The sequence below is a fragment of the Aeromonas sp. s10 genome (assembly GCF_040907975.1).
GTDB classification, from domain to species: domain Bacteria; phylum Pseudomonadota; class Gammaproteobacteria; order Enterobacterales; family Aeromonadaceae; genus Aeromonas; species Aeromonas caviae.
On record NZ_JBFOCV010000036.1, the window covers coordinates 156,792 to 182,385 of the forward strand.

The window sequence follows — 25,594 nt, forward strand, 5'->3', positions numbered from 1 at the left end:
CTCAGGCATCGGCAAGGCGGGCACGCCTGCGGGCCTCTTCCTGCTCCACCAGTTCCAGCATCCAGTCACGGAAGGCCACTATCTTGCCCTGATCGGACTGCTGCTCCTGACACACCAGATAGAAAGCGTTCTTGCTCACCAGCACCTGCTCGAACGGGCAGATGAGACGACCCGCCTCGATCTCCGGCTGGGCCAGCACGCTGTGGCCGAGCGCCACCCCCTGACCGTGGATCGCCGCCTGGATCACCATGGTGGAGTGGCTGAAGATGGGCCCCTGATTGACATTGGGCGCGTCGATATCGAGCTGGCGGAACCAGGCCTTCCAGTCGCGCCGGGAGGTGTCGTGCAGCAGGGTGTGACGGGTCAGATCGTCCGGGGTGCGCAGGGGCTTGGGGCCGGTCAGCAACAGGGGCGAGCAGACCGGGATCAGGTATTCGGTGTGCAGCTTGTCCGAGCGCAGCCCGGGCCAGTTGCCGCGGCCGTAGTAGATGGCCACGTCCACGTCGTCGGTCAGCGACCCCTCGTCCATGTCCACCGCCTTGATCCGCACATCGATGTCCGGGTGGCGTTCGCTGAACTTGACCAGGCGGGGCACCAGCCACTGGATGGCGAAGCTCGGCTGCAGGGAGACGGTGAGCGCCCCCTTGGCGCTGCGGGCCAGCAGCTTGTCGGTCGCCTCGGAGATGGAGGCGAAGATGTCCTTGATGTCGAGGAAGTAGCTCTGCCCCTCCTCGGTCAGTAGCAGGGAGCGATTCTTGCGGCGAAACAGCTTGATGCCGAGATACTCCTCCAGCGCCTTGATCTGGTGGCTGATGGCTGCCTGGGTCACGAACAGCTCTTCTGCTGCGCGGGTAAAGCTCAAGTGACGAGCCGCGGCTTCAAACGCTTTCAGTGCATTGAGCGGAGGTAAACGACGAGACATGGAATCGGCCGACGATGAATTTTTCTAATGGGGCGCATTATAAATTGTCGGTTGCGGGTCGACCAGTGAATAAACATAATTCGCCACGCAATTCGTTGTCATATGGCTCACACCTTCTCTTCCATGTTGGTTTACATGTGGTTTTTGTGAGTGAGTCGACAGTGATTGTGGTGTTGTGTTTCTTCCTCTGCGGGAAGAAGGGCTAAATCAGGTCGATTTAACCCAGTCTGTCATCTGAATGTGTTTGGCGCCTCCGGTTGGATGGCGCCTTTTTTCTTATCCTCCCCTACACCCGGAACTGGCCCACCAGTTGCTGCTGCTTGTCCGCCAGTTGCGACAGCTCGCGCCCGTTGTCGGCGGAGGTCGCCGCTTCCGCCCGAATGGTATGGCTCACATCGCGAATGTTGCTGACGTTGCGATTGATCTCGTCCGCCACTCCGCTCTGCTCCTGCGCGGCCCTCGCGATCTGCTCGTTCATCTGGTGGATGGTGCCGACAGCCTGGATGATCTGCTCCAGCACGCTGACCGACAGCTCCACCTTGGTGAGGGTCAGATCCGCCTGGTGATGACCGGTCAGGATCGCCTTCACCACCGCCTCCGTCCCCGACTGCAACTGGCCGATGAGGTTCTGGATCTCGACGATGGCGTTCTGGGTTCGTCCCGCCAGGTTGCGCACCTCGTCGGCGACCACCGCAAAACCGCGCCCCTGCTCACCTGCTCGGGCCGCCTCGATGGCCGCGTTCAGGGCCAGCAGGTTGGTCTGCTCGGCAATCCCCTGGATCACCACCAGGATGTCGTTGATGTTGTCGCTGTTGGCGGAGAGGTGCTCCACCACTGGTTTGGCATCGCTTATCACCGTCATCAGTCTGGACATGGCCTCCTGGGTCTGCGCCACCACGGACTTACCCTCCTGGGCCGCCGTGTCGGCCTCATCGGCCGCCGCCACCGCCGCATTGGCATTGCCGGCGACCTGCAGGGCGGTGGCGCTCAACTCTTCAAACGCGGTCGCCACCAGATCCACCTCCTGATACTGGGACTGCATGCCGGCGCTGGTACGGGCTGCCCCTTGCGCCGCCAGGGCCGCACTGGCCCGAGTGCCCGCAACGGTGTCGATCACCTGGCTGATGGTGGATTGCAGCTTGTCCAGAAACTTGTTGAACCACTTGGCCAGCTCGCCTATCTCGTCATCCCTGCGCAGATCGATGCGCTGGGTGAGATCCCCCTCCCCGCTGGCGATGTCCTTGAGGCGTGCCACCACGGCGCGGATGGGCGCCACGATGCGCTGGGCCATCAGCCAGATGCAGAGCAGGGCGAGCGCCGAAATCCCGCCACCTATCGTGAGCTGGGTTGCCACGCTGCGCTGGGCCTGATCCTCAAGCTCCCCTTGCAGTTGCAGGGCCGAGGCGAGCACCACGGCGCGGGGCAGCTCGATATAGATGCCCCACTTGCGATCCGTACCGCGCATGCTGACCGGCACGAAGGTCTGCAACAGTGCGCCATCCGGGCTCCAGCGCGTCACCACATCTCCCTTGGTCAGCCACCCCTTGAGATCCTGCGCCAGCCCTTGCTGCTCCAGCAGATTGCCAAGGGCGACCGGGAACCCTTCCACGCCGGCCACCCGCCCTTCACTGCTGAGCAGAAGCACCTTGCCCTGCCCCTTGTAGAGGGTCCGGCCCATCTCTTCCACCAGGCTCTGCAGGGTCCCCAGGGAGATGTCGACCCCCACCATGCCAAGCAGGGAGCCCTGGTCCAGCAGCGGCACGGTTACCGAGGTCATCAACACCTGCTGGGTCCCCACCTCGTCCACATAGGGTTCGAGCAGACAGAGCGCCTTGCTGCGGATGCTGCAACTGTACCAGTCGTTCTCAAGGCCGCCGTGTCCGGAGGGCTTGTCGTTGGCCAGCATCGCCTCGTCCATCACCTCCAGGTTGACCTTGCCGTCGACCCTGGCCCAATAGCTGGAAAAACGCCCCTTGTCGTTGGCGCCGAGCGCCGTCGACCCCTGATAGTTGTCATCCTCCCCGTCGAGCTGGTTGGGTTCGAATACCGCATAGACACCGAGCAGGTTCGCTGACGACTCCGCAGCATCCTGCAACTGCTGGTTGACGGCATTGCGCAGCGCCTCGGAGTGAACGAAGTTGTCGGCCGCGTTCTTGCGCTGGAACAAGATGCCCTCGGCAAGCAGGGTAGCCCTGAAGTAAGCCTCATCGAGGTAGCTGGTCACCCGGGCTGCCTGGGTCGCCCCCATGGCCTGCATCCAGTTTTCTGCCGCGTGCTGCCCCTCCAGGGTGGTGGAGGTGAGCACCTGCTCCTGCATGCGGGCCGCGTTGAAAAGAGAAGAAGCCACCAGCGCGACGGCACTGGCCAGCAGACAGCAACCGGCGATCAGGGTGATCCGTCCCTGAACAGAAAGAGAACTCATGCCACTATTTCCTAACGTCTACAGATGTGAACACTGTATCGGTTTTGGATACAAAAACTTAACTAAATCAGCAGAGATCCAGGCTTAATTGATTGATTTCACCCGCTCCGGGCAAACCAACGACCAGACCGAGCAGGCGAATGGGTTTTCCTTGAGCCCGTTGCAGTCCCTCGTGCAGCAGATCGTGGAAGCGGGCCGCCTGATAACTCCCCTTGCGATAGACGGTGGTCTGGTGAAAATCGGCAAACTTCAGCTTGATCCCCTGCCCCATCAGCATCTCCGCAGGGCAGGCCTTGGCAAAACGCTGCTCCAGCTCGGGAATGAGCCGGCTGAGCACCTGCCAGCAGGCGTCCTCGTCCAGCACGTCGCTGGCGAGCGTCGTCTCCACACCGATGCTCTTGCGCACCCGCCTGGCCTGCACCGGCTGATCATCATGCCCCCAGATGCGGCCGGCCAGCATCTCCCCGAGCTTGCCGAAACGGGCGATCAGCTCCTCGTTGCCGAGCTGGCGGGCATCTTCGCAGGAGTAGAGCCCGAGGGACTCCAGCCGCTCTGCCGTCTTGCGGCCGATGCCGGGCAGCTTGCCAAGGGGGAGCTGGCGCACGAACTCGTCCACCTCCTGGGGGCGGATGACGAACAGGCCGTCAGGCTTGCGCTGCTCGGAGGCGAGCTTGGCCAGAAACTTGTTCGGCGCCACACCGGCCGAGGCAGTCAGCCCAAGCTCGGCGCTGATGGCGGCGCGGATCTCCGCCGCCATCAGGGTGGCGCTGCCACCGCAGCGGGGACTCTGGGTCACGTCGAGATAGGCTTCATCGAGGGAGAGCGGCTCCACCTGCTCGGTGTAGCGCAGGAAGATGGCGCGCAACTGGCGCGAAGTTTCTTTGTAGACGGCCATCCGCCCGGGGATCAGCACCAATGGCGGACAGAGCTTTCTGGCCAGGGCGCTCGGCATGGCGGAGCGCACCCCGAAGCGGCGCGCCACGTAGTTGCAGGTGGAGATGACTCCGCGTCGGTCAGCAGCGCCACCGATGGCGAGCGGCACCTCCCTAAGGGCCGGGTTGTCCCGCATCTCCACCGCGGCGAAGAAGCAGTCCATGTCGATGTGAATGATCTTGCGCATGGCCGTGTCTGTTGCTGTGTCGGTGCCGGTCGCGTGGCCACCAGGGGGACGGCCTGCCGACGACACCACTGTATAGATAATCAGTGGATTGAATCATGCTACCCCACCCCTGTCATTTCTACCAGTCTGCGCGCGGGCGCGGCGGCATAGACTCTCAAGGCCACATCCGCACGAGACTCAAGGAGGAGAAGCATGAGCATCATCCGGGCGGGGCTCTGCCTGCTGCTGTTGCCGCTAGCGACCATGGCCAAGGATCATCCGACAGCCGAATGCAGCTGGCTGTACAAGCGCATCGAGATACTGGAAACCGCCATCAGGCAGGGAGATGAACTGGGCACCAGGGAGGAGCTGGCAAAGCGAAAGAAAGAGTTCAAAGAAAAGGCATGCAGCCAATATGACTACTGACCCCATTCCACATAAAAAACGAGCCGACCCAGGGGGCGGCTCGTTTCGTTGCAAGGCTGCCTTCAGAGCGATATCCGCCGTTAGATGATGCGGTTGTCCACCAGCATCTTGCGACGGGCCTCTTCTTTGGCCATCTTCTTCTTGCGGTTGTCACAAGGCTCGGGGCAGTCGCACTCCTTCTCGATCCCGATGGAACCCAGGCCGCCACAGGAGCCGGAGATGGACTTGCGCTGGAAAATGTAGCCGATGGCCATGGCCACCACGACCATCAGAAACACCCCGAAGGTGATCAGAAAGATCTGCATGTAGTTACCCCTTACTTCTTGACCAGATATGGTTTGAAGGCATCCGAATAGGCCTCTTCGAACCCGTCATCCGTCTTGGTGATGGTGAAGATGGCCAGCCCCCGTTCCTTGGCATAGGCCAGGCTCTTCTCCGGCCCCATGACCATGAACACGGTCGCCAACCCGTCTGCAGTCATGCAGGAGGGGTGGATGACGGTCACCGACACCAGGCGGTGCTGGATGGGCTTGCCCGTCAGCGGATCCATGGTGTGGGAGAAGCGCTTGCCGTCCAGCTCGTAATAGTTGCGGTACTCGCCCGAGGTGGCCACTCCGTTGTCACCGGGCAGGATCACCTCTTGTACGGAACCGGCATTGACGGTCGGCTTCTCGATGGCGACACGCCAGGGATGCCCCTTGCCGTTGACACCATTGATGCGCAGCTCGCCGCCTATCTCCACCAGATAGTTGCGCGCCCCCTGGGACTCCAGGTACTCGGCCACCTTGTCCACGCCAAACCCCTTGGCAATGGCGGAGAGATCCACGTAGAGGTCCGGGATGTCCTTTTGCAGGGTATCGGCATCGGCAGAGGTTATCACATGCAGATTGCCAAGGCCCGTCTTCTGCCGGGTCTGGGCGATCAGCTCGTCGGACGGCACCTTGGTCGGTCTGGCATCCGGCCCAAAGCCCCACAGATTGACCAGAGGACCGACGGTGACGTCCAGCGCCCCGCGGCTCTCGCGGCCAATGTGAATGGCCTCGGTCACCACCCGCGCGGTATCGCGGGAAACCACCACAGGGGTATTGCTCTTGTGCTGGTTGAAGCGTGACAGCTCGGAATCCGGGCGATAGGTCGACATCTGATCGTTGACCCGCTCCAGCAAGACGTCGACCTCGACTTGCAGCCTGGCGGCATCCTGAACGGCGCTATCTGCCACCTTGATGGAGTAGTAGGTACCCATGGTGCTGCCGGTGATGTGGATCTCCGGCTTCGATTGGACCGTTTCCTGACCGCACCCAGTCAAGAAAAAGGCTAGCCCGAAGGCTAGCCAGGTCTTTACAACGCTGTGCATGGATTAACCACCGAAGTCATCCAGCAGGATGTTCTCGTCTTCAACACCGAGGTTCTTCAGCATGTTGATGACGGCGGCGTTCATCACGGGAGGCCCGCACATGTAGAACTCGCAATCCTCAGGCGCCTCGTGGTTCTTGAGGTAGTTCTCGAACAACACGTTGTGGATGAAGCCGGTGTAGCCATCCCAGTTGTCTTCCGGTTGCGGATCGGACAGGGCGACGTGCCACTGGAAGTTGTCGTTCTCGGCCTGCAGCATGTCGAAGTCTTCGACATAGAACATCTCGCGCTTGGAACGGGCACCGTACCAGAAGCTCATCTTGCGCTTGGTCTTCAGACGGCGCAGCTGGTCGAAGATGTGGGAGCGCATCGGCGCCATACCCGCACCACCACCGACGAACACCATTTCGGCGTCGGTGTCCTTGGCAAAGAACTCGCCGAACGGACCGGAGATGGTCACCTTGTCACCAGCCTTCAGGCTGAAGATGTAGGAAGACATCTGGCCGGGAGGGGCAGTCCAGTTGCTGGGCGGCGGAGTCGCGATCCGCACGTTCAGCATGATGATGCCGAACTCTTCCGGATAGTTCGCCATGGAGTAGGCACGGATGATCGGCTCGTTGACCTTGGACTCCAGCTCGAAGATCTTGAAGCGATCCCAGTCGCCACGATACTCCTCGGGAATATCGAAGTTCTTGTACTGCACGTGGTGGGCAGGCGCTTCGATCTGGATATAACCACCGGCACGGAACGGCACGCTCTCGCCATCGGGGATCTGCAGCTTGAGCTCCTTGATGAAGGTGGCCTTGTTGTCATTGGAGATGACGGTACAGTCCCACTTCTTCACGCCGAAGATCTCTTCCGGCAGCTCGATGTCCATGTCGGAACGCACGGTGACCTGGCAGGCCAGACGCTCCCCATGACGGGCTTCGCCCTTGCTGATGTGATCCAGCTCGGTCGGCAGGATGTCGCCGCCGCCGGATTTCACACGCACCTTGCACTGACCACAGGAGCCGCCGCCGCCACAGGCGGAGGAGACGAAGATACCACTGCCGGCGAGCACGCCAAGCAGCTTGCCACCCGCCGGGCTGGTCACAGCCTTGGCCGGGTCGCCGTTGATGCTGATTGTCACGTCACCGGCGGTCACCAGCTTGGACTTGGCGAACAGAATGACTGCCACCAAGGCCAGCAGGATCACGGTGAACATGACCACACCCAGAATAATTTCCATCTATATTTCCTTTCCGATTACAGGGAAATACCAGAGAAGGACATGAAGCCCAGCGCCATCAGACCCGCGGTGATGAAGGTGATGCCGAGGCCGCGCAGGCCTTCCGGAACATCGGAATATTTCATTTTCTCGCGGATCCCTGCCATCGCGACGATAGCCAGCATCCAGCCTGCACCCGAACCCACGCCATAGACCACGGACTCAACGAAGTTGTAGTCACGCTGCACCATGAAGGAGACGCCGCCGAAGATGGCGCAGTTCACGGTGATGAGCGGCAGGAAGATACCGAGGGCGTTGTAGAGGGCCGGGAAGTACTTGTCCAGCGCCATCTCCAGGATCTGCACCAGGGCCGCGATCACCCCGATGAAGGTGATGAAGCTCAGGAAGCTCAGATCCAGACCGGATACCAGGGCACCGTCTTTGAGCACGTAGTTGTAGATCAGGTTGTTGGCCGGGACGGCAACGGTCTGAACCACGATAACGGCAATCCCCAGACCCATGGCGGTCTTGACCTTCTTGGACACCGCCAGGAAGGTACACATCCCCAGGAAGAAGGAGAGCGCCAGGTTCTCGATGAAGATCGAGCGAATCAACAGACTGATATAGTGTTCCATACCTTAATCCTTCGCCTCCACCTGCTTGGGATCCTTGGTGCGCACGCCCCAGATGATCAGACCAATGATGAAGAACGCACTCGGCGGCAGCAGCAGCAGGCCGTTGGGCACATACCAGCCACCATTGTTCACCAGCGGCAGCAGCTCGATGCCGAACCAGGTGCCGGAACCCAGGATCTCGCGCACGGTGGCCACGGTCAGCAGCACGGCGCCATAACCCAGACCGTTGCCGATACCGTCCAGGAAGGAGGGCAGCGGGGCACTCTTCATGGCGTAGGCTTCGGCACGACCCATCACGATACAGTTGGTGATGATGAGGCCGACGAACACCGACAGTTGCTTGGAGATGTCATAGGCATACGCCTTGAGCACCTGGTCAACCACGATAACCAGCGAGGCAATCACCGCCATCTGGGCGATGATCCGCACGCTGTTCGGGATCTGGTTGCGGATCAGGGAGATGAACAGGTTGGAGAAGGCGGTGACCGCGGTAACGGCCAGCGTCATCACGAACGCCGTCTTCATCTGGCTGGTAACGGCCAGCGCGGAACAGACACCCAGCACCTGCAGTGCGATGGGGTTGTTGCCGAGCACAGGCGTCAACAGCAACTTTTTCATTTCGCTCTTGTCAGCCATTGTTGATTTCTCCTGCACGTACCTTGGCCAGGAAGGGACCGAAGCCCTTGGGGCCCATCCAGAAGTCGAAGGTGTGCTGTACACCATTACCGGTCAGGGTTGCACCAGACAGGCCGTCGATTTCATGCTCGGAACCAGCCGGAGCATGGCCCTTGATCACCCGCAGCGCAGGCTGACCGTTCTGGTCGAACAGCTTCTTGCCGACGAACAGCTCGCGCCAGGCCGGGTTCTCGATCTCGCCACCCAGACCCGGGGTTTCACCATGGTCATAGTAGGTGATGCCCTTGATGGTCTGACCGTCGGCCGCGACCGCTACGAAGGCATACATGGTGGACCACAGACCCTGGCCGTAGATCGGCAGGATGATGTTGTCGACCTTGCCTTCGGCATCTTTCGCGAAGAACACGGGAACCAGCTTGGAGATCTGACGCAGGCCGGCCTTGTCGTCGGCCGGGGCCAGACGGATGCTCTTGGCCGGATCCTTGGCGGCAACCTTGGTGTCGAAGTTGTCGGCATCGCCGTCAACGAACTCACCAGTGGTCAGATCCACCAGACGCGCTTCAATCTTGTCGCCATAGAGCTGGGCCAGGTCACGCTTGGCCACGGCGCTGATGTCGACGCCGGCGACGGACAGGATGTTACTTTGCTTGTCCAGCGCCTTGTTTTCCAGCTGGGCCGGACGCAGACCCACGGCGGCCACGGAGACCACGATGGAGCAGACCAGACACAGACCGGTCACTACGGCGAGAGTGCCGGTAGTAGAGTCTTTATTAAACGCCACGTGCGATCCTCCGCTTGATGTTCGCCTGTGCCACGAAATGGTCAAACAAGGGGGCAAACAGGTTGGCGAACAGAATGGCCAGCATCATGCCTTCCGGGAATGCAGGGTTCACTACCCGGATCAGCACCACCATCACGCCGATCAGGGCGCCATACCACCACTTGCCCTTGTTGGTGAAGGCAGCGGAAACGGGGTCGGTCGCCATGAAGGCCATGCCGAACGCGAAGCCACCCAACACCAGGTGCCAGTGCCACGGCATGCTGAACATGGGGTTGGTATCGGAACCGATGACGTTGAACAGCAGGGAGGTCGCGACCATGCCGACCATGACGCCGGCGATGATGCGCCAGGAGGCGATGCGCATGTAGACGATCATGGCTGCGCCGATGAGGATCATCAGGGTGGAAACTTCACCGATGGAACCGGGCAGGTTGCCAAGGAAGGCATCCATCCAGCTGATGGCTTCACCGGTGGCACCGTTGATCAGCGCCATCTGGCCGCCCTGGGCCCACTGGCTCAGTGCGGTTGCGCCGGAGAAGCCGTCAACGGCAACCCAGACCGCATCACCGGAGATTTGACCCGGGTAGGCGAAGAACAGGAAGGCACGACCCGCCAACGCCGGGTTCAGGAAGTTTTTGCCGGTACCACCGAACACTTCCTTGGCCAGCACCACACCGAAGGTGATACCCAGGGCAGCTTGCCACAAGGGCAGCTCGGGCGGCACGATCAGGGCGAACAGGATGGAGGTCACGAAGAAGCCTTCGTTGATCTCGTGCTTGCGCACCATGGCGAACAACACTTCCCAGAAACCACCGACGATGAAGACGGTGATGTAGATCGGGAAGAAGTGCGCCGCACCGATCAGCATCTTGCTGCCGATGCCGGCGACGGCCGGATCCAGCGAGGCACCGAACAGGGTGGCCAGGGCGTATTGCCAGGAATCGGCACCGGCCGCGCTGCCCATGTGGGCGATGGCGGCGATGGACTGGTTGCCGACGTTGTACATGCCCCAGAACATGGCCGGGAACACAGCCAGCCACACCATGATCATCATGCGCTTCAGATCGATCGCATCACGGACGTGGGCGGCATTGCGGGTCACGGAACCCGGGGTATAAAACAGGGTGTACGCCGCTTCGAACAAGGCATAGTACTTTGCGTACTTGCCACCCGGCTCGAAGTGATGTTCCATATTTTCAAGAAGTTGCTTGAAACTCATCGCTTAACCTTCCAGTTCGATCTTGGTCAGGCACTCACGCAAGACGGGGCCGTACTCTGTCTTGCCGGGGCAGACGAAGGTACAGAGCGCCAAATCTTCCTCATCCAGCTCCAGGCAGCCGAGCGCCTGCGCGCTGTCGGTATCACCGGAGATCAGATCCCGCAGCAGCAGGGTCGGCAGGATGTCGAGCGGCATCACACGCTCATAGTTGCCGATAGGCACCATGGAGCGATCACTACCGTTGGTGGTGGTAGTGAAGTTGATGAGTTTGCCCTTCATCAGGTGAGAGAGGGTGGTACGGGTGATGGAGAACTTGTTGGCACTGGGTTTGACCCAGCCCATGAACTCTTTCTCACGGCCTTCGCCCAGCACGCTCACCTGGTTGTGGAAGCGACCCAGGTAGTCATGGACCCCTTCGGCCTTAGCACCGCTCAGCAGGGAACCGGAGATGATGCGGTTTTCGTCCGCACGCAGCTCGTTGTTGGTCAGCTGGCTGAGGCTGGCACCCAGACGGGTACGCAGCAGACGCGGCTTGATGACGTTCGGGCCAGCCAGGGAGATCACCTTGTCGGTGAAGATCTGGCCGGTGGTGAACAGCTTGCCGTAAGCGATCACGTCCTGATAGTTGATGTGCCACTGCACCTTGTTGGCACCGACCGGATCCAGGAAGTGGATGTGGGTGCCCGGCAGACCGGCGGGATGCGGACCGACGAACACTGCTTCCTTGACCTGGGCCAGGGAGGAGTGCGGCAGGCTGGCTTCGCCCTTGCAGACGTGGACGGTACCATCGGTCAGGCGGGTCAGCACGGCCAGACCGTCGAGGAAGGCCTGGGCCTGCTCCTTGATGATCAGCTCCGCACTGGCGGCCAACGGGTTGGTGTCCATGGCGGTGACGAAGATGGCGCGCGGGGTGGAGCCCACGGCCGGCACCTTGCTGAACGGGCGGGTACGCAGCGCGGTCCATTGGCCTGATGCGACCAGGATCTCCTGCACCTTGCTGCGCTCGAGCTGTGCCAGCTCGGCGGAGGCAAAATGCTCAAAGGTCACCTGCTCGTCGGACCCATCGATGTCGATGACGACGGACTGGAGAACACGCTTGGCACCACGGTTGATCTCAGAAACCACACCGGTGGCAGGGGCCGTGAATTTAACGCCGGGATTCTTCTTATCTTCGAAGAGCTCCTGACCTTTAATGACGCGATCACCTACTTTGACAAACATAGTAGGACGCATCCCCACGAACTCTTCGCCGAGTGTAGCAACACGGGTGATGGCCGGGCCATCGTAGATTACTTGCTCCGGAGCACCCAGCACGGGGATGTCCAGTCCTCTTTTAATTGTAATCATACTCACTTGCACTACCGTTAAGGGAAGACAGGTTGGTTAGCGCCGAGAAATACATCACGACGAGTTGTTGAATGAGCCCGTCAACATCGCGGAAAGCTGTCGAAGAAATAAACAAATCAGCAACATACAGGATCATTCAAAAGCGCCTGAGTTTACCACCTTAGGCGAGTTAGCCGCCACGCCAAATGGGGAAAATCCCCGCCCTATCACAAAATTAACCTTCACTGAATATTTCGCGCACGTCCTTGCAAACCGTGGTTTTAAAGGACTTTTCGCAAAACTAACCATATAGAGGTATTTTTCAAACATAAGGAAAAGGATTAGAAAAAATAATGCTACACCCCTCATCCCTGGCTGCACACCATTCGTGATAGCGCTGTTAATGGCCCGAGGAAGGCGCCATCAGAAGGTCCAACGGCTCACGCAAAGGGGGATTTGCTGACGCAACCCGGCGTCTTTGGCGCCTGCTCCCGGGCCTGCCACTCGGATTCGGTATAGGTATGCAGCGCCAATGCATGAATGGCTCCCGCCAACTCGTCGGCCAGCACCCCGTTCACCTGACGATGGCGCCCCAGCAAACGCTGTCCCTCAAACGCCTGGCTCACCACGACTACCTTGAAGTGGCTTTCGGAGCCCGGTGCCACCCTGTGCATGTAGCTTTCATTGATCACTTCCAGGTGGCTCGGGGAGAGCGCGGCGGCCAGCTTGGCCTCTATCTGTTGTTGCATGCTCACGGTAAGGACTCCTCGTTGAATATCCGGCCATTGTAGCCAGGGTTGTGCGCCCGATGCATCAGGTACGAAGGATCAGCTCGCTCTCGCCGTACCGGACTGGTGAATTTCTCCGCCGCCGCTAGAATAGCGCCACTTTCACCGCTGCCGGGCAACACGGGGCAGACGGTCGCCATTCATCAATCACACGTTGGACTCTTGCCTATGCAAACCCTGCTCGACACGGCCCACTGCCGCCTGACCCTGTATCGTTACCCACGGCAGAGCCAGGATCCCCTGCAGGCCTGGGATGCGGCGGACGAGTATCTGATAAGCCACCTTGCCGAATCGCAGCAGGCACCTGACGGCCCCGTCATCATCATGAACGACGGCTTCGGCGCCCTGGCCGGCTATCTGCATGCCCACACCCCCGTCTGCGTGACCGACTCCCACATCAGCGAGCGGGCCACCCTGGCCAATCTGGCGGAAAACGGGCTGGATCCCCACGCCATCACCCTGCAGGATGCGCTGGCCCCCCTGCCCGATGCCCCCGCCCTGGTGGTGATCAAGGTCTCCAAGTATCAGGCGCTGCTGGAGCAGCAACTGCTTGCCCTGCGCGGGGTCGTGACCCCCGCGACCCGCATCATTGCTGCCGGCAAGGCCAAGGACATCCACACCTCCACCCTCAAGCTGTTCGAGAAGTATCTGGGGGAGACCCGCACCTCGCTCGCCTGGAAGAAGGCGCGCCTCATTCATTGCACCCCGGCCGCCGAGCGCCCGTTCTTGACCAGTCCCTTCCCGACCGTCTGGCCGCTGGAAGGCACCGACATGCTCATCCACAACCATGCCAACGTGTTCTCGCGCACCAGCCTGGATATCGGCGCCCGCTTCATGCTGGACAACCTGCCCATCCACAGTGCCCGCAGAGTGATCGATCTGGGCTGTGGCAACGGCGTGCTCGGGCTCTCCCTTCTCGCGCGCGACAGCGAGGTGGAGGTGACCTTCATCGACGAATCCCGGATGGCGGTAGCGTCCGCACGGCTCAACGTCGAGCACAACCGGCCCGATGCCCTGCCCCGTGCCCACTTCATGGTCAACAACTGTCTCGATGACGTTTCCGTCGGGGCAGCGGACAGGATCCTCTGCAATCCCCCCTTCCATCAGCTGCAAGCGATCACCGATCACATCGCCTGGCAAATGTTCAGCGATGCCCACCGGGTGTTGCCTCAGGGGGGCGAACTCTGGATAGTAGGCAACCGTCATCTGGACTATCACAACAAACTCAAGCGCCTGTTTGGCAACGCACAAGTCGTTGCGTCGAACAGCAAATTCGTTATTTTGAAAGCCATCAAACGCTAAAGATAAAGCTAAAGGAAACCCATGATGAAAAAGTCACTCTTGCTGCTGGCCGCTCTGGTATTGGGCGGTTGTGCTACTCACTGGCCCGAGAGCGCCCTGCTCAACCCTCAAGTCATCCCCTCCAACCAGCAGTACTACTCCGGCAACCGCATCACCATGGAAGGGGTGGACAAGCGTGAAGCCGCCTATGTTTTCTCCATCAAGAAGAAAGAGAAGGCCCCTGTGCTGGTAAACAGCAGTCAGCCTCTCAACAGCCTGCTGGCTGAAAAACTGGCGGAAGGGCTGCGCAGCCAGGGCCTGGAAGTGGGCAACAGCGGTACCACCAACCTGACGCTGGCCATCTCCACTGCCGCCGTCACCGTGGAAGAGAAGACCTTCACCTATGTCACCAAGTCCCGCGTCAACCTGCAGGTGATTGCCGACTTCCAGGGCAGCAAGCTGACCAAGCAGTTCAACATGTCCTCCAGCAAAGAGAGCCCGGGCGAGCCGAGCATGGCCGATCTGGAATCCACCCTGAACCAGCAGCTGGGCAGCGTGCTGCAGCAGATCATGGCCGACGAGGCGCTGCGCGGTTATCTCAAGGGCCAGCCGAGCTGAGCGAGGACATATAAATGAAGAAACTCTGGTTACTGGTCACCCTGATCGCCCCCCTGGCTTTTGCCGGTCAAAAAGTCCAGATGGAGACCAACCATGGCACCATCGTCGTGGAGCTGGCCCCCAAACAGGCGCCCCAGACCGTGAAGAACTTCCTGCGCTACGTGGCTGACGGCAGCTATGACGGCAGCCTGTTCCACCGGGTGATCCAGAACTTCGTGGTGCAGGGTGGGGGCTACAACCAGCAGTTCCAGCCCCTGCCGACCTTCGATCCCGTGGTCAACGAGTCCAGAGGCGGCCTGCCCAACAAGCGCGGCACCATCGCCATGGCCCGCACCCAGGCGGTCGACAGCGCCACTCGCCAGTTCTATTTCAATCTGGTGGACAACGACAACCTCAACGCCAATGCCGGCGCCGGTTACACCGTGTTCGGCCAGGTCGTGAAGGGGATGGAGGTGCTGGACAAACTGGCCCAGGTCCAGACCGGCTACAGCTCCATCCTGCGTGCCAACGACGTCCCCACCAGCCCCATCATCCTGAAGAAAGTGGTGCTGCTCGCGGACAAATAACGCGGCCCGGATCACATTCCACCGCGTCCCTGAACGGGTCACCGGTCTCTTTTTCTATACTCTGCTCCCCGATGTGTGCCACGCATCGGGGAGCAGAACCAGAAGGAGGAGCCGGTGACCTGTCATGATTACATAACCCAACACGCCGACCCGCTGGCCCAGGCGGTTCGCCATTTTCTGGCACGCAAGATTCCCTATCAGCAGTTGGAGGACTTGAGCTGGCAGCTCCTCTCCCATTGGCAGGCGCTCTGCGTGATCCCCATGGACAAAACCCCCGCCAACGCACAGGAAGGAGTGTTCTGGCATCTGCTTCACAACCTGCACCTGTGGGATGAGCAGCACCTCCTCTGTGATGACGCGCTGCGCCTGCAACTCATGGCCTGCGCCAATTTTCTCGCCGACGAGGGCCCCTGCCCGCACCACTGCATCGGCTCGCGCCCCTGAAACCTGCCGCCCACCCCTCGGCTTGCCTTGGCTACGCCTGCCGAACCTGACAAAATGACCCCCTTTTCCCAGAGGAGTCAGGCTGTTGAACAATCTCCGCCCGCCCAGTCACACACCGGGCCGCGCCACCCGCTGGCGAGATGCCCTCGCCGTCTATCTGGAAGCACGGGTACTCATCCTGTTCGCCATGGGATTCTCCTCCGGCCTGCCCTTGCTGCTGGTCTTTGGCACCCTCTCGTTCTGGCTGCGCGAGGCGGATGTCAGCCTGACCGACATCGGCTACATGAGCTGGGTAGCGCTGGCCTACGGTTTCAAGTGGCTGTGGTCGCCCCTGGTGGATCGGCTGCCCCTGCCCCTGCTGTCACGGCTGCTTGGGCGACGACGCAGCTGGATGCTGTTCTCCCAGGTGCTGATCGCCCTCTCCCTGGTGGGGATGGCCTATTGCGATCCCAAGACCCAGCTCGCCCAGCTGGCCCTCTTCGCTCTGCTGGTGGCCTTCTCCTCTGCCACCCAGGACATCGTCATCGACGCCTATCGCATCGAATCCGCTCCCGAGCGGCTGCAGGCGGCCATGGCCGCTTCCTATATGACGGGGTATCGACTCGCCATGATCATGGCGGGAGCGGGGGCACTGGCGCTGGCGGCCTGGCTCGGCAGCAACAGCGGCTATGACTATCGCGGCTGGCAGCTCACCTATCTGCTGATGGGAGGGCTGATGTCTCTTGGCATCCTCACCACCCTGATGAGTCACGAGCCGCAGATCGATCTCAAGAGTCAGGACGAGCAGCAGATGGCGCGCAAGGCCACCCTGCTGGCACGGGGTTGGTCACCCACGCAGGCCGGGCTGGGGGCCTGGACCTACGAGGCCATTTGGTGTCCCTTCGCCGACTTCTTCCGCCGCTACGGCTCCTCGGCCCTGCTGATCCTCGGGCTTATCGCCTGCTATCGCATCTCGGACGTGGTGATGGGGGTGATGTCCAACAGCTTCTATGTGGATCTGCAGTTCAGCAAGACGGAAGTGGCCACCATCACCAAGGTCTATGGCGTCATCATGACGCTGGTGGGAGCCGCGCTCGGGGGCGTGCTGGTGATGCGCTTTGGCACCCTGCGCATCCTGTTCCTCGGCGCCGTGCTGACCGCCAGCACCAACCTGCTGTTCGCTCTCCTCAACGAAGTGGGCCACAACCTGGAGCTGCTGACTCTGATCATCTCGCTGGACAACCTCAGCGCCGGCATAGCGACGGCTGCGTTTGTAACCTATCTATCGAGCCTCACCAACGTCGCCTTCTCCGCCACCCAGTACGCCCTGTTCAGCTCCATCATGCTGTTGCTGCCCAAGTTGCTGGCGGGGTTTTCTGGTCGCGTGGTGGAGCAGATCGGCTACAGCCACTTCTTCATCGGCACCAGTCTGCTCGGCATTCCGGTGATGATCCTGATCATCATGGTTGCCAAACGAGGCAGCACCTTGTCACCACAAACGCACAAATAGCAAGCGTTTGCGCATTTTAGGGGGTGATTAGATTCACAAATCCTGACAAAGTTCCCTGGTGCTTGTTTATCCGTTGAATTTATTTGGCTAGAATCCCTCCCGCTCCTTGTGGGCAGGCTACGGAAAACCTCAACTAACGCACAAGAGACCAATAAAATGGCCAAATTTACCAAGACTCTGATCGCTGCCGGTCTGCTGGCTGCCTCCGCCACTCCGGCCTTCGCTGCCGACTACAGCGGCGACATCCACAAGAACGACTACAAGTGGTTCCAGTTCAACGTGATGCACACCATCGACCAGCTGCCCTACGCTGAGTCCGAAGGTGGTTACAACGATACCTACTTCGAAATGGAGTTTGGTGGCCGTTCCGGTATCTTCGATCTGTACGGTTACGTCGACGTATTCGACATCTTCCAGAACCGTCACGACGACAAGCACAACCAGGACAACCTGTTCATCAAATTTGCACCGCGCATCTCCATCGATGCCATGACCGGCAAAGATCTCTCCTTCGGCCCGGTGCAGGAAGTCTACATCGCCAACCTGATCAACGTCGGTGGTCCGGATGGTCTGTTTGAAGCCATGACCGGTCTGGGTGCAGACGTCATGGTGCCCTGGTTCGGCAAAATGGGCATGAACCTGTATGCCCGTCACGTCAATGAAGGCGGTGGCGAGCAGGGCTGGAACGGCTATCAGTTCTCCATGAACTGGTTCAAGCCTTTCTACACCTTCTCCAACGGCAGCTTCGTAGCCTATCAGGGTTACCTGGATCACCTGTTTGATGCCAAGGACACTTCCACCGACGGTACCGCCATGTTCAACGGTCTGTACTGGCACTCCGACCGCTACGCCGTCGGTTACGGTCTGAAGTACTTCAACGACATCTACGGCATCCAGAACGGTTCCTACGGTCTGAAGACCACTGGTTTCGGCCACTACTTCTCCGTGACCTACAAGTTCTAATCGAACTCGTCACACGGATACAAAAAACCGGAGCAGCTGCTCCGGTTTTTTTATGCCCTCATGCTGGCAGTGGGGGAGAGCCGCGCCCTCCCCGTTCGCCATCAATCGCGGAAGTTCTGGAACTGCATCGGCTGGCCCAGTTCGGCGCCACGCACCAGCGCCATGGTCTCTTGCAGATCGTCGCGCTTCTTGCCGGTGACCCGCACCTCGTCGCCCTGGATGGCAGCCTGCACCTTGATCTTGGAATCCTTGATCAGCTTCACCAGCTTCTTGGCCACTTCCTTGTCGATCCCCTGCTTGAACTTCACGGTCAGGTGGAAACGCTTGCCGGAGTGGACGCTGTCACCCACGTCCATGGAACTGTTCTCGATCTGGCGCTTGAGCAGGGCGCCGCGCAGGATCTCGACCATCTGCTTGAGCTGGAAATCGGCGTCGGCTTCCAGCTTTACTTCTTCCTTGTTCAATTCGAAGCTGGCTTCCACACCACGAAAATCGAAACGGGTCGCCAGTTCACGGTTGGCGTTATCAACGGCGTTCAACACCTCGTTCATTTTGACTTCAGAGACAATATCGAATGACGGCATAGCCGGGCTCCTCATGCTGTACTTCAGGTTGTGCTGACAGGTGGGCAAATCTACCAGAAAACGGGCAAATTTGCTGATTTCGATGGGATTGCTCTGCTAGAATCCCCTGCGCACAGGAATGGTGAGACCCGTTAGAACCCGTTCAGGAGCAGTCGCGAGAGGTCCGACACTCGGTAAAGTACAGCCCAGGCACCCGTATGGTCATGCATACATGAGGCTCCCTGGCTGCGCATGAACCTTGAGCACGACCCGGCAACCAGCTCATGCACCGGTTCCAGGTATTCACCAAGCGACATCTTCCCTTATCCCGGGTTGGCGGTTGACAGGATGGCAGCCCTTCCCATGATCGAGCCTCTTCATGCCAAGCGGATTACGCGACAACAACCTGAAAACACGCCGTCACCCTGTCTCTCCCGAGTGGACCTTGCTGGGCTGCGGCGCCCTGGGTGGCGTCTTCGCCTCCCTGTTGACCCAAAGCGGCCAAGCAACCCGCCTCCTGCTGCGCGAGCGCCATCGTGCCACCTTGCACCCCGGCGTCGACTTTACCTCCCTTGAGGGGCATACCCAGCTCCTGGCCATCGAACGCGCCTTCATCGACAAGCCGGGCAGCATCAAACGCCTGCTGGTCATGACCAAGGCGGGGCAGGTGATATCGGCCCTCACTCCCCTGGTCGGGCAACTGGCGGCAGGGGTGCCCATCGTGCTGCTGCACAACGGCATGGGGATCGCCGATCAGGTGGTCGCACTCTTCCCCGACAACCCGGTGATCGCCGGCGTCACCAGCCATGGCGCCATGCAGAGCGGCCACTTCGTGTTCCGCCACACCGGCAAGGGGGAGACCTGGCTGGGCCCTGTCAACGAAGCGGCCCGTGCCCATGCCCACCTCGCCGACGAGCTGGCCAGCGCCCTGGGTCAGGCCGGCTGGGATGAGCAGATCCTGACACGCCAGTGGCAGAAACTCGCCGTCAACTGCGCCATCAATCCCCTCACCGCGCTCTACAAGCTCAAGAACGGCGAATTGGCTGGTCCGCGTTTTGCCGATGCCCTGCAGCAAATCTGCGTGGAAGTGGCTGACGTCATGCGGGCCGAAGGTCAGCCTACCGGCAGCGAAGAGCTGTTGCGCCGTGTCATGATGGTGGTGGAGCTCACCGCCGACAATTACTCTTCCATGTATCAGGACATGGAACAGGGCCGCGAGACCGAGATCGAAGCCATCACCGGCTTCCTGCTGAACAAGGCCGCCCTTCACGGTATCGCGGTGCCGGTCAATCAGGGCCTCTATCAGGCCGTCAAAGAGAAGCGCTGAGCAGAGCAGCTGGCAAGCAAGGAGTGCTAGATGAGCGTACTGGTATTGGTGGCCCCCGGGTCGGAAGAGATAGAGACGGTTGCCATCGTCGATACCCTGGTTCGGGGTGGCATCGATGTGGTGCTGGCCTCCTGCTGCCCCACTGGAGCGCGCCAGATCCGCGCCTCTCGCGGGGTGCAACTGGTGGCGGATTGCCATCTCGACGAGCTGACTACCCGTGACTTCGATGCCATGGTCGTACCGGGCGGTCTGCCCGGCAGCGAAGTGATCCGCAACACCCCCCTCGCCATCGACCTGCTACGGGAGCAGGCAGGCCTCGGCCGCTGGCGCGCCGCCATCTGCGCCGCACCCGCCGTGGTACTGCACCATCACGGCTTGCTGGGGGATGCGAGCATCACCTGCCACCCGGGCTTTCAGGCCCGTCTGCCCGCGACACAATTGAGCACGGCAAGGGTAGTGACCGATGAAGCCCATCGCCTGATCACCAGCCAGGGCCCGGGTACCGCTATCGAGTTCGCTCTCGAGATAGTACGGGTACTGCGAGGTGACGAGGCCGCCCGTACGGTGGCCGGTCCCATGGTGTTGCCCCCCTCGCTATCGCCATAACCACATCGGGCACTCCGATGAAAGCGACAGAGTCCCCTTGCCAGTGGCAAGGGGGCTCTGCTTTGGAGGCTCAGACGGCATGGAGATGGTCCTCACCTGACAGGTAGACTATAAAAGTCAGGTCATTGGATGACCTTTAATATACTTTATTTCGGCGCATCGAATCTGCTTTTTGAGCAGTTCAATAAAATTCTCAAAATCTTCAGATTTACAATATAAAGTATCACTGTATGATATTTTAAAAGGGGTTGATTCAAACCTTACAGCCTTCTTCTTATTGGATATAAAAAGTGTATAGACCCAATCTTTTTTAAACATGGTCTCATGCTCTGACACTTCACGTTTAAAGTCATTGAAAAATATCGCAAAAAAAGCCATTCCGCCAGCACCGACCAAGGCAAATGGCCCCAACACGGAAACGGCCATCACACATATTGCGATTGCCAACCAAGCAAGACCACGCACTATGGTATAGGCTGCCTCTGGAATAGCATCCTGATAGGTGACGATAACACCTTCCGTTGTGAGCCGGTAATGATAGTTTTTATCTGCCAACCATAAGTAACGAGTAAAGGCCGCAACTATTGCCCCCATGATAATAGGAGCCCAACCAGCATCATTATCGCTATACACTAGCCATATACCAATAGACATCATAATACCAACGGGGATTGAAATGACTAGCCAAACAAAAGGTGTTTCTACCCTAATATTCCACTCATGTAGCGTAGGGGCTTCACGCACTTTCTTCTGATTAGCATCGAGAATGCGCTGTTGATCTTCCTGCGATAATAGATGAAAAGGGGTCTCCTGCTCGCACGCTTCAACTACCTCGTTTACCTTATCCATTATTTATTCCCTTGCTTGCCGACCACCAACGCGGGCATGGTACCCAGATCGCCGCTGCTGCTATTCAATGTGACTGGGCCACCACTGCTACTGCTGCCCTTGAAGACAAATTGCCGCTGAATCATACCCCCGAGATACCCTAACTCCAGTTTGATAGCCGAATTGGTATCAATCCCCAGCGGCAGGGTATAGACCATCTCATCCCAACGTCCGCGCTGTGTCTCCAGACTCCTGGGCTTCATAGCCGCCTGATAACGCACCAGATCCTCCTTGGAGCGTATCGGCACCATTTAACCGGCCCGGGCCAGAGGTTGTCCCATGACACTTAACCCTATGGTTTGCCCTTTGAGGTGAGCAGGAAGAGATAGTTGTAATTGCCACTGGGCACGGCCGGTGTCCATCCAACCTTGGGGCGCGGAGCGCACCACAGTCAGGCTGGCGCCCGGTTTATTGACCAGCAATTCAAAGCGAGCCAGTTCGTCTTACGAGGACCAATTGGCAGGCTGCTTTCCCCTGGTGGATTGCAACAACCATTTCTCCAGATCTGAGCGTTTTAATGATATTGAGCAACATAGCCAATACAAACATTGAAATAATGAAAAATGACACTGTAATCGCACAGCGCCACCTGAGTCATTAGGTGTTAAGCTCATCAAATTTTCTTGGTACACCAACATCCAGAGAGCTATGGGGAGCCCTATTTAATGAGAAAACAGTTTTAAACTCTCTATACTCGCAGCAATTCAGCAACGATAACAAAGAAAAAAGAATCTTATTCAAGTCATTTTTATAACAATAGAAGCTTGCAAATCCAGAGTAGCCAAAAGGAACAGTCTCAAATTGAACAAAAGCGGCTTTCCTAGCCACCTTTATTATATTTATTTTTTCTTTATTGAATCGTGTATATTCAACTATCTCTTCTTTCTTGAAGCCAGTGAAAAATACCGCAAAGAGCGCCATGCCACCTGCACCAACTAATGCTAACGGTCCCAATACAGCCATAGCCATCACGCAAACTACCACCCCCAGCCAAGCCAACCCACGCACTATGGTGTAGGCCATTTCGGGAATGGCATCTTGATAAGTGGTGATTAAACCTTCTGTCGTTAGCCGATAATGGTAGTTTTTATCTGCTAGCCATAAGTAACGAGTAAAGGCAGCAACTATTGCCCCCATTATAATAGGAGCCCAACCTGCATCATCATCGCTATACACTAGCCATATACCAATAGACATCATAATACCAACTGGGATTGAAATAACTAGCCAGACAAAAGGTGTTTCTACCCTAATCCCCCATTCATGGAGCGTAGGGGCTTCACGCACCATTTTCTGATTGGCATTAATTATACGTTGCTGCTCTTCCTGCGGCAGAAGATGAAAAGGGATGTCCTGCTCGCTCACCTCAATCTCCTCGTTCATGATTTATTCCCTTGCGTGCCAACTATTAGTGCAGGCATAGAGTTCACCTCACCACTGCTGGTATCCAATATAATGGGGCCGTTGCTATTACCGCTGCCCTTGAAGACAAATTGCCGCTGTACCATGCCACACATATATCCCAGCTCCAACTTGATGGCACTATTGGTATCGACCCCCAAAGGCAAGGTATAGACCAGACCATCCCAACCTCCGCGTTGTGTCTCCAGCGTCCTGGGCTGCATGGCTGCCTGATAGCGCTCCAGATCCTCTTTGGAGCGTACCGGCACCATCTGGCCAGCACTGGCAAGTGGTTGAGAAGTAACATTTAACCCTATTGTTTGTCCTCGTAAATGGGCAGGGAGCGAGAGTTGCAACTGTCACTAGGAACGACCTGTGTCCATCCAGTCCTAAGGTGCGGTGCGTACCACAGTCAAACTGCCCCCTGGCTTATTGACCAGCATTTCAAAAGGAACCAGATCATCTACGATAGACTGATTGCACCAGAGTTGATTGAAATCACCACTTTTTTGACACCAATAATTTCTCTATAACTGTCACATCTGAAAAAGGTATTACTCGAAGGGTTTACTTATTAATCTCATCCAGCCTTCTTGGCGTGCCAACATCCAACACACCAACAGGAGCTCTGCGAAGAGATAATTCACTTTTAAACTCTCTATATTCATCACACCCAAGTTCTTTCATTAAGCTTGATAAGGTTTTATATAGTTCACCTTCATTACAATATAAATAAGAGAACTCGAACCAACTGAATGGTATGATATCAAAGCGAATAAGGCTTATATTTTTCACCACTTTCACAACATATTTTTTATCTTTATTGAAAACCGTGTATTCAACTGATATTTTCTTTTCGAAGTTAGTAAAAAAAATAGCAAAAAGTGCCATGCCACCAGCGCCAACCAAGGCTAGTGGCCCCAATATGGCAACCGCTACGACACATACCACCACACCAAGCCAAGCCAAACCACGCACTATGGTGTAGGCCACCTCGGGAATAGCATCTTGATAAGTGACGACTACACCCTCCGTAGTTAACCGATAATGGTAATCTTTATCCGCCATCACTAAATATCGAAGATAGGGGAGCATAATTGCCCCCACTATAATAAATACCCAACCATTGGATGACTCATTCCATATCATGGCACTACCAATCAAGGTAGGTATTCCGATTAAAAATAGTATCCCCAGCCAGGCAAATGCAGCTGGAACTCGGATGTCCCATTCATGAAGAGTTGGTGCCTCTCGCACCTTTTTCTGATTGGCATTGATTATACGTTGCTGCTCTTCCTGCGGTAGCTGATGGAAAGGAGTCTCCTGCTCATTGACCTCAATAACTTCGTGTGTCTTTTCCATTATTTATTCCCTTGCTTGCCGACCACCAACGCGGGCATGGTACCCAGATCGCCGCTGCTTCTATTCAATGTCACTGGGCCGCCACTGCTACTGCTGCCCTTGAAAATAAACTCCCGCTGAATCATGCCCCCCGAGATAGCCCAGTTCCAGTTTGATGGCCGAATTGGCATCCACACCCAGCGGAAGGGAATAGACCATGTCCTCCCAGCTCCCGCGATATGTCTCCAGCGTTCTGGGTTGCATGGCGGTCTGATAGCTGGCCAAGTCCTCTTTAGTGTGTACCGGCACCATATGACCGACCAGAGCCAGAGGTTGGCCGATAACGCTTAGCCCAATGGTCAACCCCCGCAAGAGGTTAGCCACCAAGTGTTTAACTTTTATCAACCAGAAAGATGGCTTGATCTTGATGGATTACAACGGTAGAAATTTCACTACGTAAAATTGACGACCTGCTCTATTTAACATAGCTGATCGAATAAAAAAATTAATTTGTTTGGTTAAATCCCAGGGTGACCTTTGATATATTTCACACTCTCAACAAGGATATGAGACTTTATTAAATTGAGAATAACGTCTATATCCTCGACTCTACAATAAAGTGTACGACTGAACGCAGACTTAAACGGTACAGATTCAAACCGCAAAGCTCTATGTCTCTTCGAGATGGTAAAGACGTGTGGCCATTTTTTGTTAAATAGAGTGAATTCCTCACAGACTTCACTCTTAAAGTCAGTGAAAAATACAGCAAAGAGAGCCATGCCACCTGCACCAACCAGTGCTAATGGCCCCAATACAGCCACCGCCATCACGCAAACCACCACCCCAAACCAAGCCACGCCACGCCACGCCACGCCACGCCACGCCACGCCACGCACTATGGTATAGGCCACTTCAGGAATGGCATCATGATAAGTGACTATTAAGCCTTCTGTCGTCATCCGGTAATGGTAGTTTTTATCCGCCATCACCAAGTAACGTAAATAGAGCGTCATCACTATCGACATTCCGACCATCATATAAACAAAAGTCCAATCATTATCCCCAGCAAACCATACCGCTGCACCTCCAAATAGCATCATAGAGCCAACGACTATTAATATCATTGGCCATGCAAATGCTGTAGATACCCGGATATCCCATTCATGAAGAGTTTGTGCCTCACGTACCCTTTTTCGATTGGCATCGATAATGTGTTGTTGCTCTTCCTGCGGTAGCTGCTGGAAAAGAGTCTCCTGCTCATTGCCCTCAATAACTTCGTTTTTCTTTTCCATT

28 protein-coding genes are annotated in these 25,594 nt (G+C 57.7%); 9 read left to right on the forward strand and 19 right to left on the reverse strand.

Annotation, left to right across the window (positions count from 1 at the left end; genetic code table 11):
• Position 1 precedes the first annotated feature (1 nt).
• The 3 genes from AB5Y59_RS12605 to dinB all read right to left on the reverse strand — a co-directional run bounded on the left by AB5Y59_RS12605 (position 2) and on the right by dinB (position 4,464).
• On the reverse strand, positions 2-922 hold the full coding sequence (locus tag AB5Y59_RS12605; protein WP_029313926.1) for a transcriptional regulator GcvA: 921 nt from the start codon (positions 920-922) through the stop codon (positions 2-4).
• A 286-nt stretch (positions 923-1,208) separates the two neighbouring features.
• Complete coding sequence (locus AB5Y59_RS12610) at positions 1,209-3,344, reverse strand: methyl-accepting chemotaxis protein (RefSeq protein WP_045523602.1); 2,136 nt, start codon at positions 3,342-3,344, stop codon at positions 1,209-1,211.
• 67 nt (positions 3,345-3,411) lie between these two features.
• The gene (gene dinB, locus AB5Y59_RS12615) at positions 3,412-4,464 is read right to left on the reverse strand and encodes a DNA polymerase IV (RefSeq protein WP_010673373.1); all 1,053 of its coding nucleotides are present in this window, start codon (positions 4,462-4,464) and stop codon (positions 3,412-3,414) included.
• A gap of 192 nt (positions 4,465-4,656) precedes the next feature.
• Here dinB and AB5Y59_RS12620 point away from each other — a divergent pair, with 192 nt between their 5' ends.
• The gene (locus AB5Y59_RS12620; RefSeq protein ID WP_041214674.1) at positions 4,657-4,869 is read left to right on the forward strand and encodes a hypothetical protein; all 213 of its coding nucleotides are present in this window, start codon (positions 4,657-4,659) and stop codon (positions 4,867-4,869) included.
• Between the two features lie 80 nt (positions 4,870-4,949).
• On the opposite strand, the gene nqrM is transcribed toward AB5Y59_RS12620, so the two are convergent.
• The 9 genes from nqrM to AB5Y59_RS12665 all read right to left on the reverse strand — a co-directional run bounded on the left by nqrM (position 4,950) and on the right by AB5Y59_RS12665 (position 12,775).
• On the reverse strand, positions 4,950-5,174 hold the full coding sequence (nqrM, locus tag AB5Y59_RS12625; protein ID WP_010673371.1) for a (Na+)-NQR maturation NqrM: 225 nt from the start codon (positions 5,172-5,174) through the stop codon (positions 4,950-4,952).
• An 11-nt stretch (positions 5,175-5,185) separates the two neighbouring features.
• Positions 5,186-6,223 carry an FAD:protein FMN transferase gene (locus AB5Y59_RS12630; RefSeq protein WP_368212070.1) on the reverse strand — a complete coding sequence of 346 codons (1,038 nt, stop codon included), beginning with the start codon at positions 6,221-6,223 and terminating at the stop codon, positions 5,186-5,188.
• A 3-nt stretch (positions 6,224-6,226) separates the two neighbouring features.
• On the reverse strand, positions 6,227-7,450 hold the full coding sequence (gene nqrF / locus AB5Y59_RS12635) for an NADH:ubiquinone reductase (Na(+)-transporting) subunit F (protein ID WP_010673369.1): 1,224 nt from the start codon (positions 7,448-7,450) through the stop codon (positions 6,227-6,229).
• A gap of 17 nt (positions 7,451-7,467) precedes the next feature.
• Entirely contained in the window at positions 7,468-8,064 is a 597-nt protein-coding gene (gene nqrE / locus AB5Y59_RS12640; RefSeq protein WP_005303538.1) for an NADH:ubiquinone reductase (Na(+)-transporting) subunit E, read from the reverse strand.
• 3 nt (positions 8,065-8,067) lie between these two features.
• Positions 8,068-8,700, reverse strand: coding sequence for an NADH:ubiquinone reductase (Na(+)-transporting) subunit D (locus AB5Y59_RS12645; RefSeq protein WP_005303545.1), 633 nt, complete (start codon positions 8,698-8,700; stop codon positions 8,068-8,070).
• Entirely contained in the window at positions 8,693-9,481 is a 789-nt protein-coding gene (locus tag AB5Y59_RS12650) for a Na(+)-translocating NADH-quinone reductase subunit C (protein ID WP_039040709.1), read from the reverse strand. Before AB5Y59_RS12650 ends, AB5Y59_RS12645 begins: the two co-directional genes overlap by 8 nt.
• The gene (locus AB5Y59_RS12655) at positions 9,471-10,700 is read right to left on the reverse strand and encodes an NADH:ubiquinone reductase (Na(+)-transporting) subunit B (RefSeq protein WP_010673367.1); all 1,230 of its coding nucleotides are present in this window, start codon (positions 10,698-10,700) and stop codon (positions 9,471-9,473) included. Before AB5Y59_RS12655 ends, AB5Y59_RS12650 begins: the two co-directional genes overlap by 11 nt.
• A 3-nt stretch (positions 10,701-10,703) precedes the next feature.
• Positions 10,704-12,047, reverse strand: coding sequence for a Na(+)-translocating NADH-quinone reductase subunit A (locus AB5Y59_RS12660; protein WP_029313920.1), 1,344 nt, complete (start codon positions 12,045-12,047; stop codon positions 10,704-10,706).
• A gap of 419 nt (positions 12,048-12,466) precedes the next feature.
• Positions 12,467-12,775, reverse strand: coding sequence for a BolA family transcriptional regulator (locus AB5Y59_RS12665; protein ID WP_010673364.1), 309 nt, complete (start codon positions 12,773-12,775; stop codon positions 12,467-12,469).
• A gap of 207 nt (positions 12,776-12,982) precedes the next feature.
• Here AB5Y59_RS12665 and AB5Y59_RS12670 point away from each other — a divergent pair, with 207 nt between their 5' ends.
• The 6 genes from AB5Y59_RS12670 to AB5Y59_RS12695 all read left to right on the forward strand — a co-directional run bounded on the left by AB5Y59_RS12670 (position 12,983) and on the right by AB5Y59_RS12695 (position 18,175).
• Entirely contained in the window at positions 12,983-14,116 is a 1,134-nt protein-coding gene (locus AB5Y59_RS12670) for a methyltransferase (RefSeq protein ID WP_368212072.1), read from the forward strand.
• 24 nt (positions 14,117-14,140) lie between these two features.
• The gene (locus tag AB5Y59_RS12675; RefSeq protein WP_368212073.1) at positions 14,141-14,713 is read left to right on the forward strand and encodes a YajG family lipoprotein; all 573 of its coding nucleotides are present in this window, start codon (positions 14,141-14,143) and stop codon (positions 14,711-14,713) included.
• Between the two features lie 14 nt (positions 14,714-14,727).
• Positions 14,728-15,279 carry a peptidylprolyl isomerase gene (locus AB5Y59_RS12680; protein WP_010673361.1) on the forward strand — a complete coding sequence of 184 codons (552 nt, stop codon included), beginning with the start codon at positions 14,728-14,730 and terminating at the stop codon, positions 15,277-15,279.
• 114 nt (positions 15,280-15,393) lie between these two features.
• Positions 15,394-15,723: a hypothetical protein gene (locus tag AB5Y59_RS12685; RefSeq protein WP_213320389.1), complete on the forward strand. Its 330-nt coding sequence runs from the start codon at positions 15,394-15,396 to the stop codon at positions 15,721-15,723.
• Positions 15,724-15,910: 187 nt separating this feature from the next.
• Positions 15,911-17,212 carry an MFS transporter gene (locus AB5Y59_RS12690; protein WP_268452743.1) on the forward strand — a complete coding sequence of 434 codons (1,302 nt, stop codon included), beginning with the start codon at positions 15,911-15,913 and terminating at the stop codon, positions 17,210-17,212.
• A 156-nt stretch (positions 17,213-17,368) separates the two neighbouring features.
• Complete coding sequence (locus AB5Y59_RS12695; RefSeq protein ID WP_039040713.1) at positions 17,369-18,175, forward strand: outer membrane protein OmpK; 807 nt, start codon at positions 17,369-17,371, stop codon at positions 18,173-18,175.
• Positions 18,176-18,276: 101 nt separating this feature from the next.
• Here the strand turns inward: AB5Y59_RS12695 and AB5Y59_RS12700 are convergent, their stop codons facing one another.
• Positions 18,277-18,759: a YajQ family cyclic di-GMP-binding protein gene (locus AB5Y59_RS12700; protein ID WP_010673357.1), complete on the reverse strand. Its 483-nt coding sequence runs from the start codon at positions 18,757-18,759 to the stop codon at positions 18,277-18,279.
• Positions 18,760-19,117: 358 nt separating this feature from the next.
• Between AB5Y59_RS12700 and AB5Y59_RS12705 the strand changes: the two genes are divergently transcribed.
• The gene (locus tag AB5Y59_RS12705) at positions 19,118-20,065 is read left to right on the forward strand and encodes a ketopantoate reductase family protein (RefSeq protein ID WP_045523610.1); all 948 of its coding nucleotides are present in this window, start codon (positions 19,118-19,120) and stop codon (positions 20,063-20,065) included.
• 30 nt (positions 20,066-20,095) lie between these two features.
• Positions 20,096-20,671, forward strand: coding sequence for a DJ-1 family glyoxalase III (locus tag AB5Y59_RS12710; RefSeq protein ID WP_010673355.1), 576 nt, complete (start codon positions 20,096-20,098; stop codon positions 20,669-20,671).
• A 117-nt stretch (positions 20,672-20,788) separates the two neighbouring features.
• Here AB5Y59_RS12710 and AB5Y59_RS12715 read toward each other — a convergent pair whose 3' ends face one another.
• The 6 genes from AB5Y59_RS12715 to AB5Y59_RS12740 form a co-directional block, all read right to left on the reverse strand.
• Complete coding sequence (locus tag AB5Y59_RS12715; RefSeq protein ID WP_139736608.1) at positions 20,789-21,520, reverse strand: hypothetical protein; 732 nt, start codon at positions 21,518-21,520, stop codon at positions 20,789-20,791.
• Positions 21,520-21,780, reverse strand: a complete 261-nt coding sequence (locus tag AB5Y59_RS12720; RefSeq protein WP_139736609.1) for a hypothetical protein — start codon at positions 21,778-21,780, stop codon at positions 21,520-21,522. Before AB5Y59_RS12720 ends, AB5Y59_RS12715 begins: the two co-directional genes overlap by 1 nt.
• A gap of 376 nt (positions 21,781-22,156) precedes the next feature.
• Complete coding sequence (locus AB5Y59_RS12725) at positions 22,157-22,942, reverse strand: hypothetical protein (RefSeq protein ID WP_139736610.1); 786 nt, start codon at positions 22,940-22,942, stop codon at positions 22,157-22,159.
• Entirely contained in the window at positions 22,939-23,232 is a 294-nt protein-coding gene (locus tag AB5Y59_RS12730; protein ID WP_139736611.1) for a hypothetical protein, read from the reverse strand. The genes AB5Y59_RS12725 and AB5Y59_RS12730 overlap by 4 nt, the downstream gene beginning before the upstream one ends.
• A gap of 295 nt (positions 23,233-23,527) precedes the next feature.
• Complete coding sequence (locus AB5Y59_RS12735) at positions 23,528-24,322, reverse strand: hypothetical protein (protein WP_368212076.1); 795 nt, start codon at positions 24,320-24,322, stop codon at positions 23,528-23,530.
• A 497-nt stretch (positions 24,323-24,819) separates the two neighbouring features.
• Positions 24,820-25,593: a hypothetical protein gene (locus AB5Y59_RS12740; RefSeq protein WP_368212077.1), complete on the reverse strand. Its 774-nt coding sequence runs from the start codon at positions 25,591-25,593 to the stop codon at positions 24,820-24,822.
• Position 25,594 lies beyond the last annotated feature (1 nt).

Coding starts and splice junctions, on each gene's coding strand:
- AB5Y59_RS12605 (WP_029313926.1), bottom strand. CDS start 922: ATGTCTCGTCGTTTACCTCCGCTCAATGCACTGAAAGCGTTTGAAGCC.
- AB5Y59_RS12610 (WP_045523602.1), bottom strand. CDS start 3,344: ATGAGTTCTCTTTCTGTTCAGGGACGGATCACCCTGATCGCCGGTTGC.
- dinB (WP_010673373.1), bottom strand. CDS start 4,464: ATGCGCAAGATCATTCACATCGACATGGACTGCTTCTTCGCCGCGGTG.
- AB5Y59_RS12620 (WP_041214674.1), top strand. CDS start 4,657: ATGAGCATCATCCGGGCGGGGCTCTGCCTGCTGCTGTTGCCGCTAGCG.
- nqrM (WP_010673371.1), bottom strand. CDS start 5,174: ATGCAGATCTTTCTGATCACCTTCGGGGTGTTTCTGATGGTCGTGGTG.
- AB5Y59_RS12630 (WP_368212070.1), bottom strand. CDS start 6,223: ATGCACAGCGTTGTAAAGACCTGGCTAGCCTTCGGGCTAGCCTTTTTC.
- nqrF (WP_010673369.1), bottom strand. CDS start 7,450: ATGGAAATTATTCTGGGTGTGGTCATGTTCACCGTGATCCTGCTGGCC.
- nqrE (WP_005303538.1), bottom strand. CDS start 8,064: ATGGAACACTATATCAGTCTGTTGATTCGCTCGATCTTCATCGAGAAC.
- AB5Y59_RS12645 (WP_005303545.1), bottom strand. CDS start 8,700: ATGGCTGACAAGAGCGAAATGAAAAAGTTGCTGTTGACGCCTGTGCTC.
- AB5Y59_RS12655 (WP_010673367.1), bottom strand. CDS start 10,700: ATGAGTTTCAAGCAACTTCTTGAAAATATGGAACATCACTTCGAGCCG.
- AB5Y59_RS12660 (WP_029313920.1), bottom strand. CDS start 12,047: ATGATTACAATTAAAAGAGGACTGGACATCCCCGTGCTGGGTGCTCCG.
- AB5Y59_RS12665 (WP_010673364.1), bottom strand. CDS start 12,775: ATGCAACAACAGATAGAGGCCAAGCTGGCCGCCGCGCTCTCCCCGAGC.
- AB5Y59_RS12670 (WP_368212072.1), top strand. CDS start 12,983: ATGCAAACCCTGCTCGACACGGCCCACTGCCGCCTGACCCTGTATCGT.
- AB5Y59_RS12675 (WP_368212073.1), top strand. CDS start 14,141: ATGAAAAAGTCACTCTTGCTGCTGGCCGCTCTGGTATTGGGCGGTTGT.
- AB5Y59_RS12680 (WP_010673361.1), top strand. CDS start 14,728: ATGAAGAAACTCTGGTTACTGGTCACCCTGATCGCCCCCCTGGCTTTT.
- AB5Y59_RS12690 (WP_268452743.1), top strand. CDS start 15,911: ATGGGATTCTCCTCCGGCCTGCCCTTGCTGCTGGTCTTTGGCACCCTC.
- AB5Y59_RS12695 (WP_039040713.1), top strand. CDS start 17,369: ATGGCCAAATTTACCAAGACTCTGATCGCTGCCGGTCTGCTGGCTGCC.
- AB5Y59_RS12700 (WP_010673357.1), bottom strand. CDS start 18,759: ATGCCGTCATTCGATATTGTCTCTGAAGTCAAAATGAACGAGGTGTTG.
- AB5Y59_RS12705 (WP_045523610.1), top strand. CDS start 19,118: ATGCCAAGCGGATTACGCGACAACAACCTGAAAACACGCCGTCACCCT.
- AB5Y59_RS12710 (WP_010673355.1), top strand. CDS start 20,096: ATGAGCGTACTGGTATTGGTGGCCCCCGGGTCGGAAGAGATAGAGACG.
- AB5Y59_RS12715 (WP_139736608.1), bottom strand. CDS start 21,520: ATGGATAAGGTAAACGAGGTAGTTGAAGCGTGCGAGCAGGAGACCCCT.
- AB5Y59_RS12725 (WP_139736610.1), bottom strand. CDS start 22,942: ATGAACGAGGAGATTGAGGTGAGCGAGCAGGACATCCCTTTTCATCTT.
- AB5Y59_RS12730 (WP_139736611.1), bottom strand. CDS start 23,232: ATGGTGCCGGTACGCTCCAAAGAGGATCTGGAGCGCTATCAGGCAGCC.
- AB5Y59_RS12735 (WP_368212076.1), bottom strand. CDS start 24,322: ATGGAAAAGACACACGAAGTTATTGAGGTCAATGAGCAGGAGACTCCT.
- AB5Y59_RS12740 (WP_368212077.1), bottom strand. CDS start 25,593: ATGGAAAAGAAAAACGAAGTTATTGAGGGCAATGAGCAGGAGACTCTT.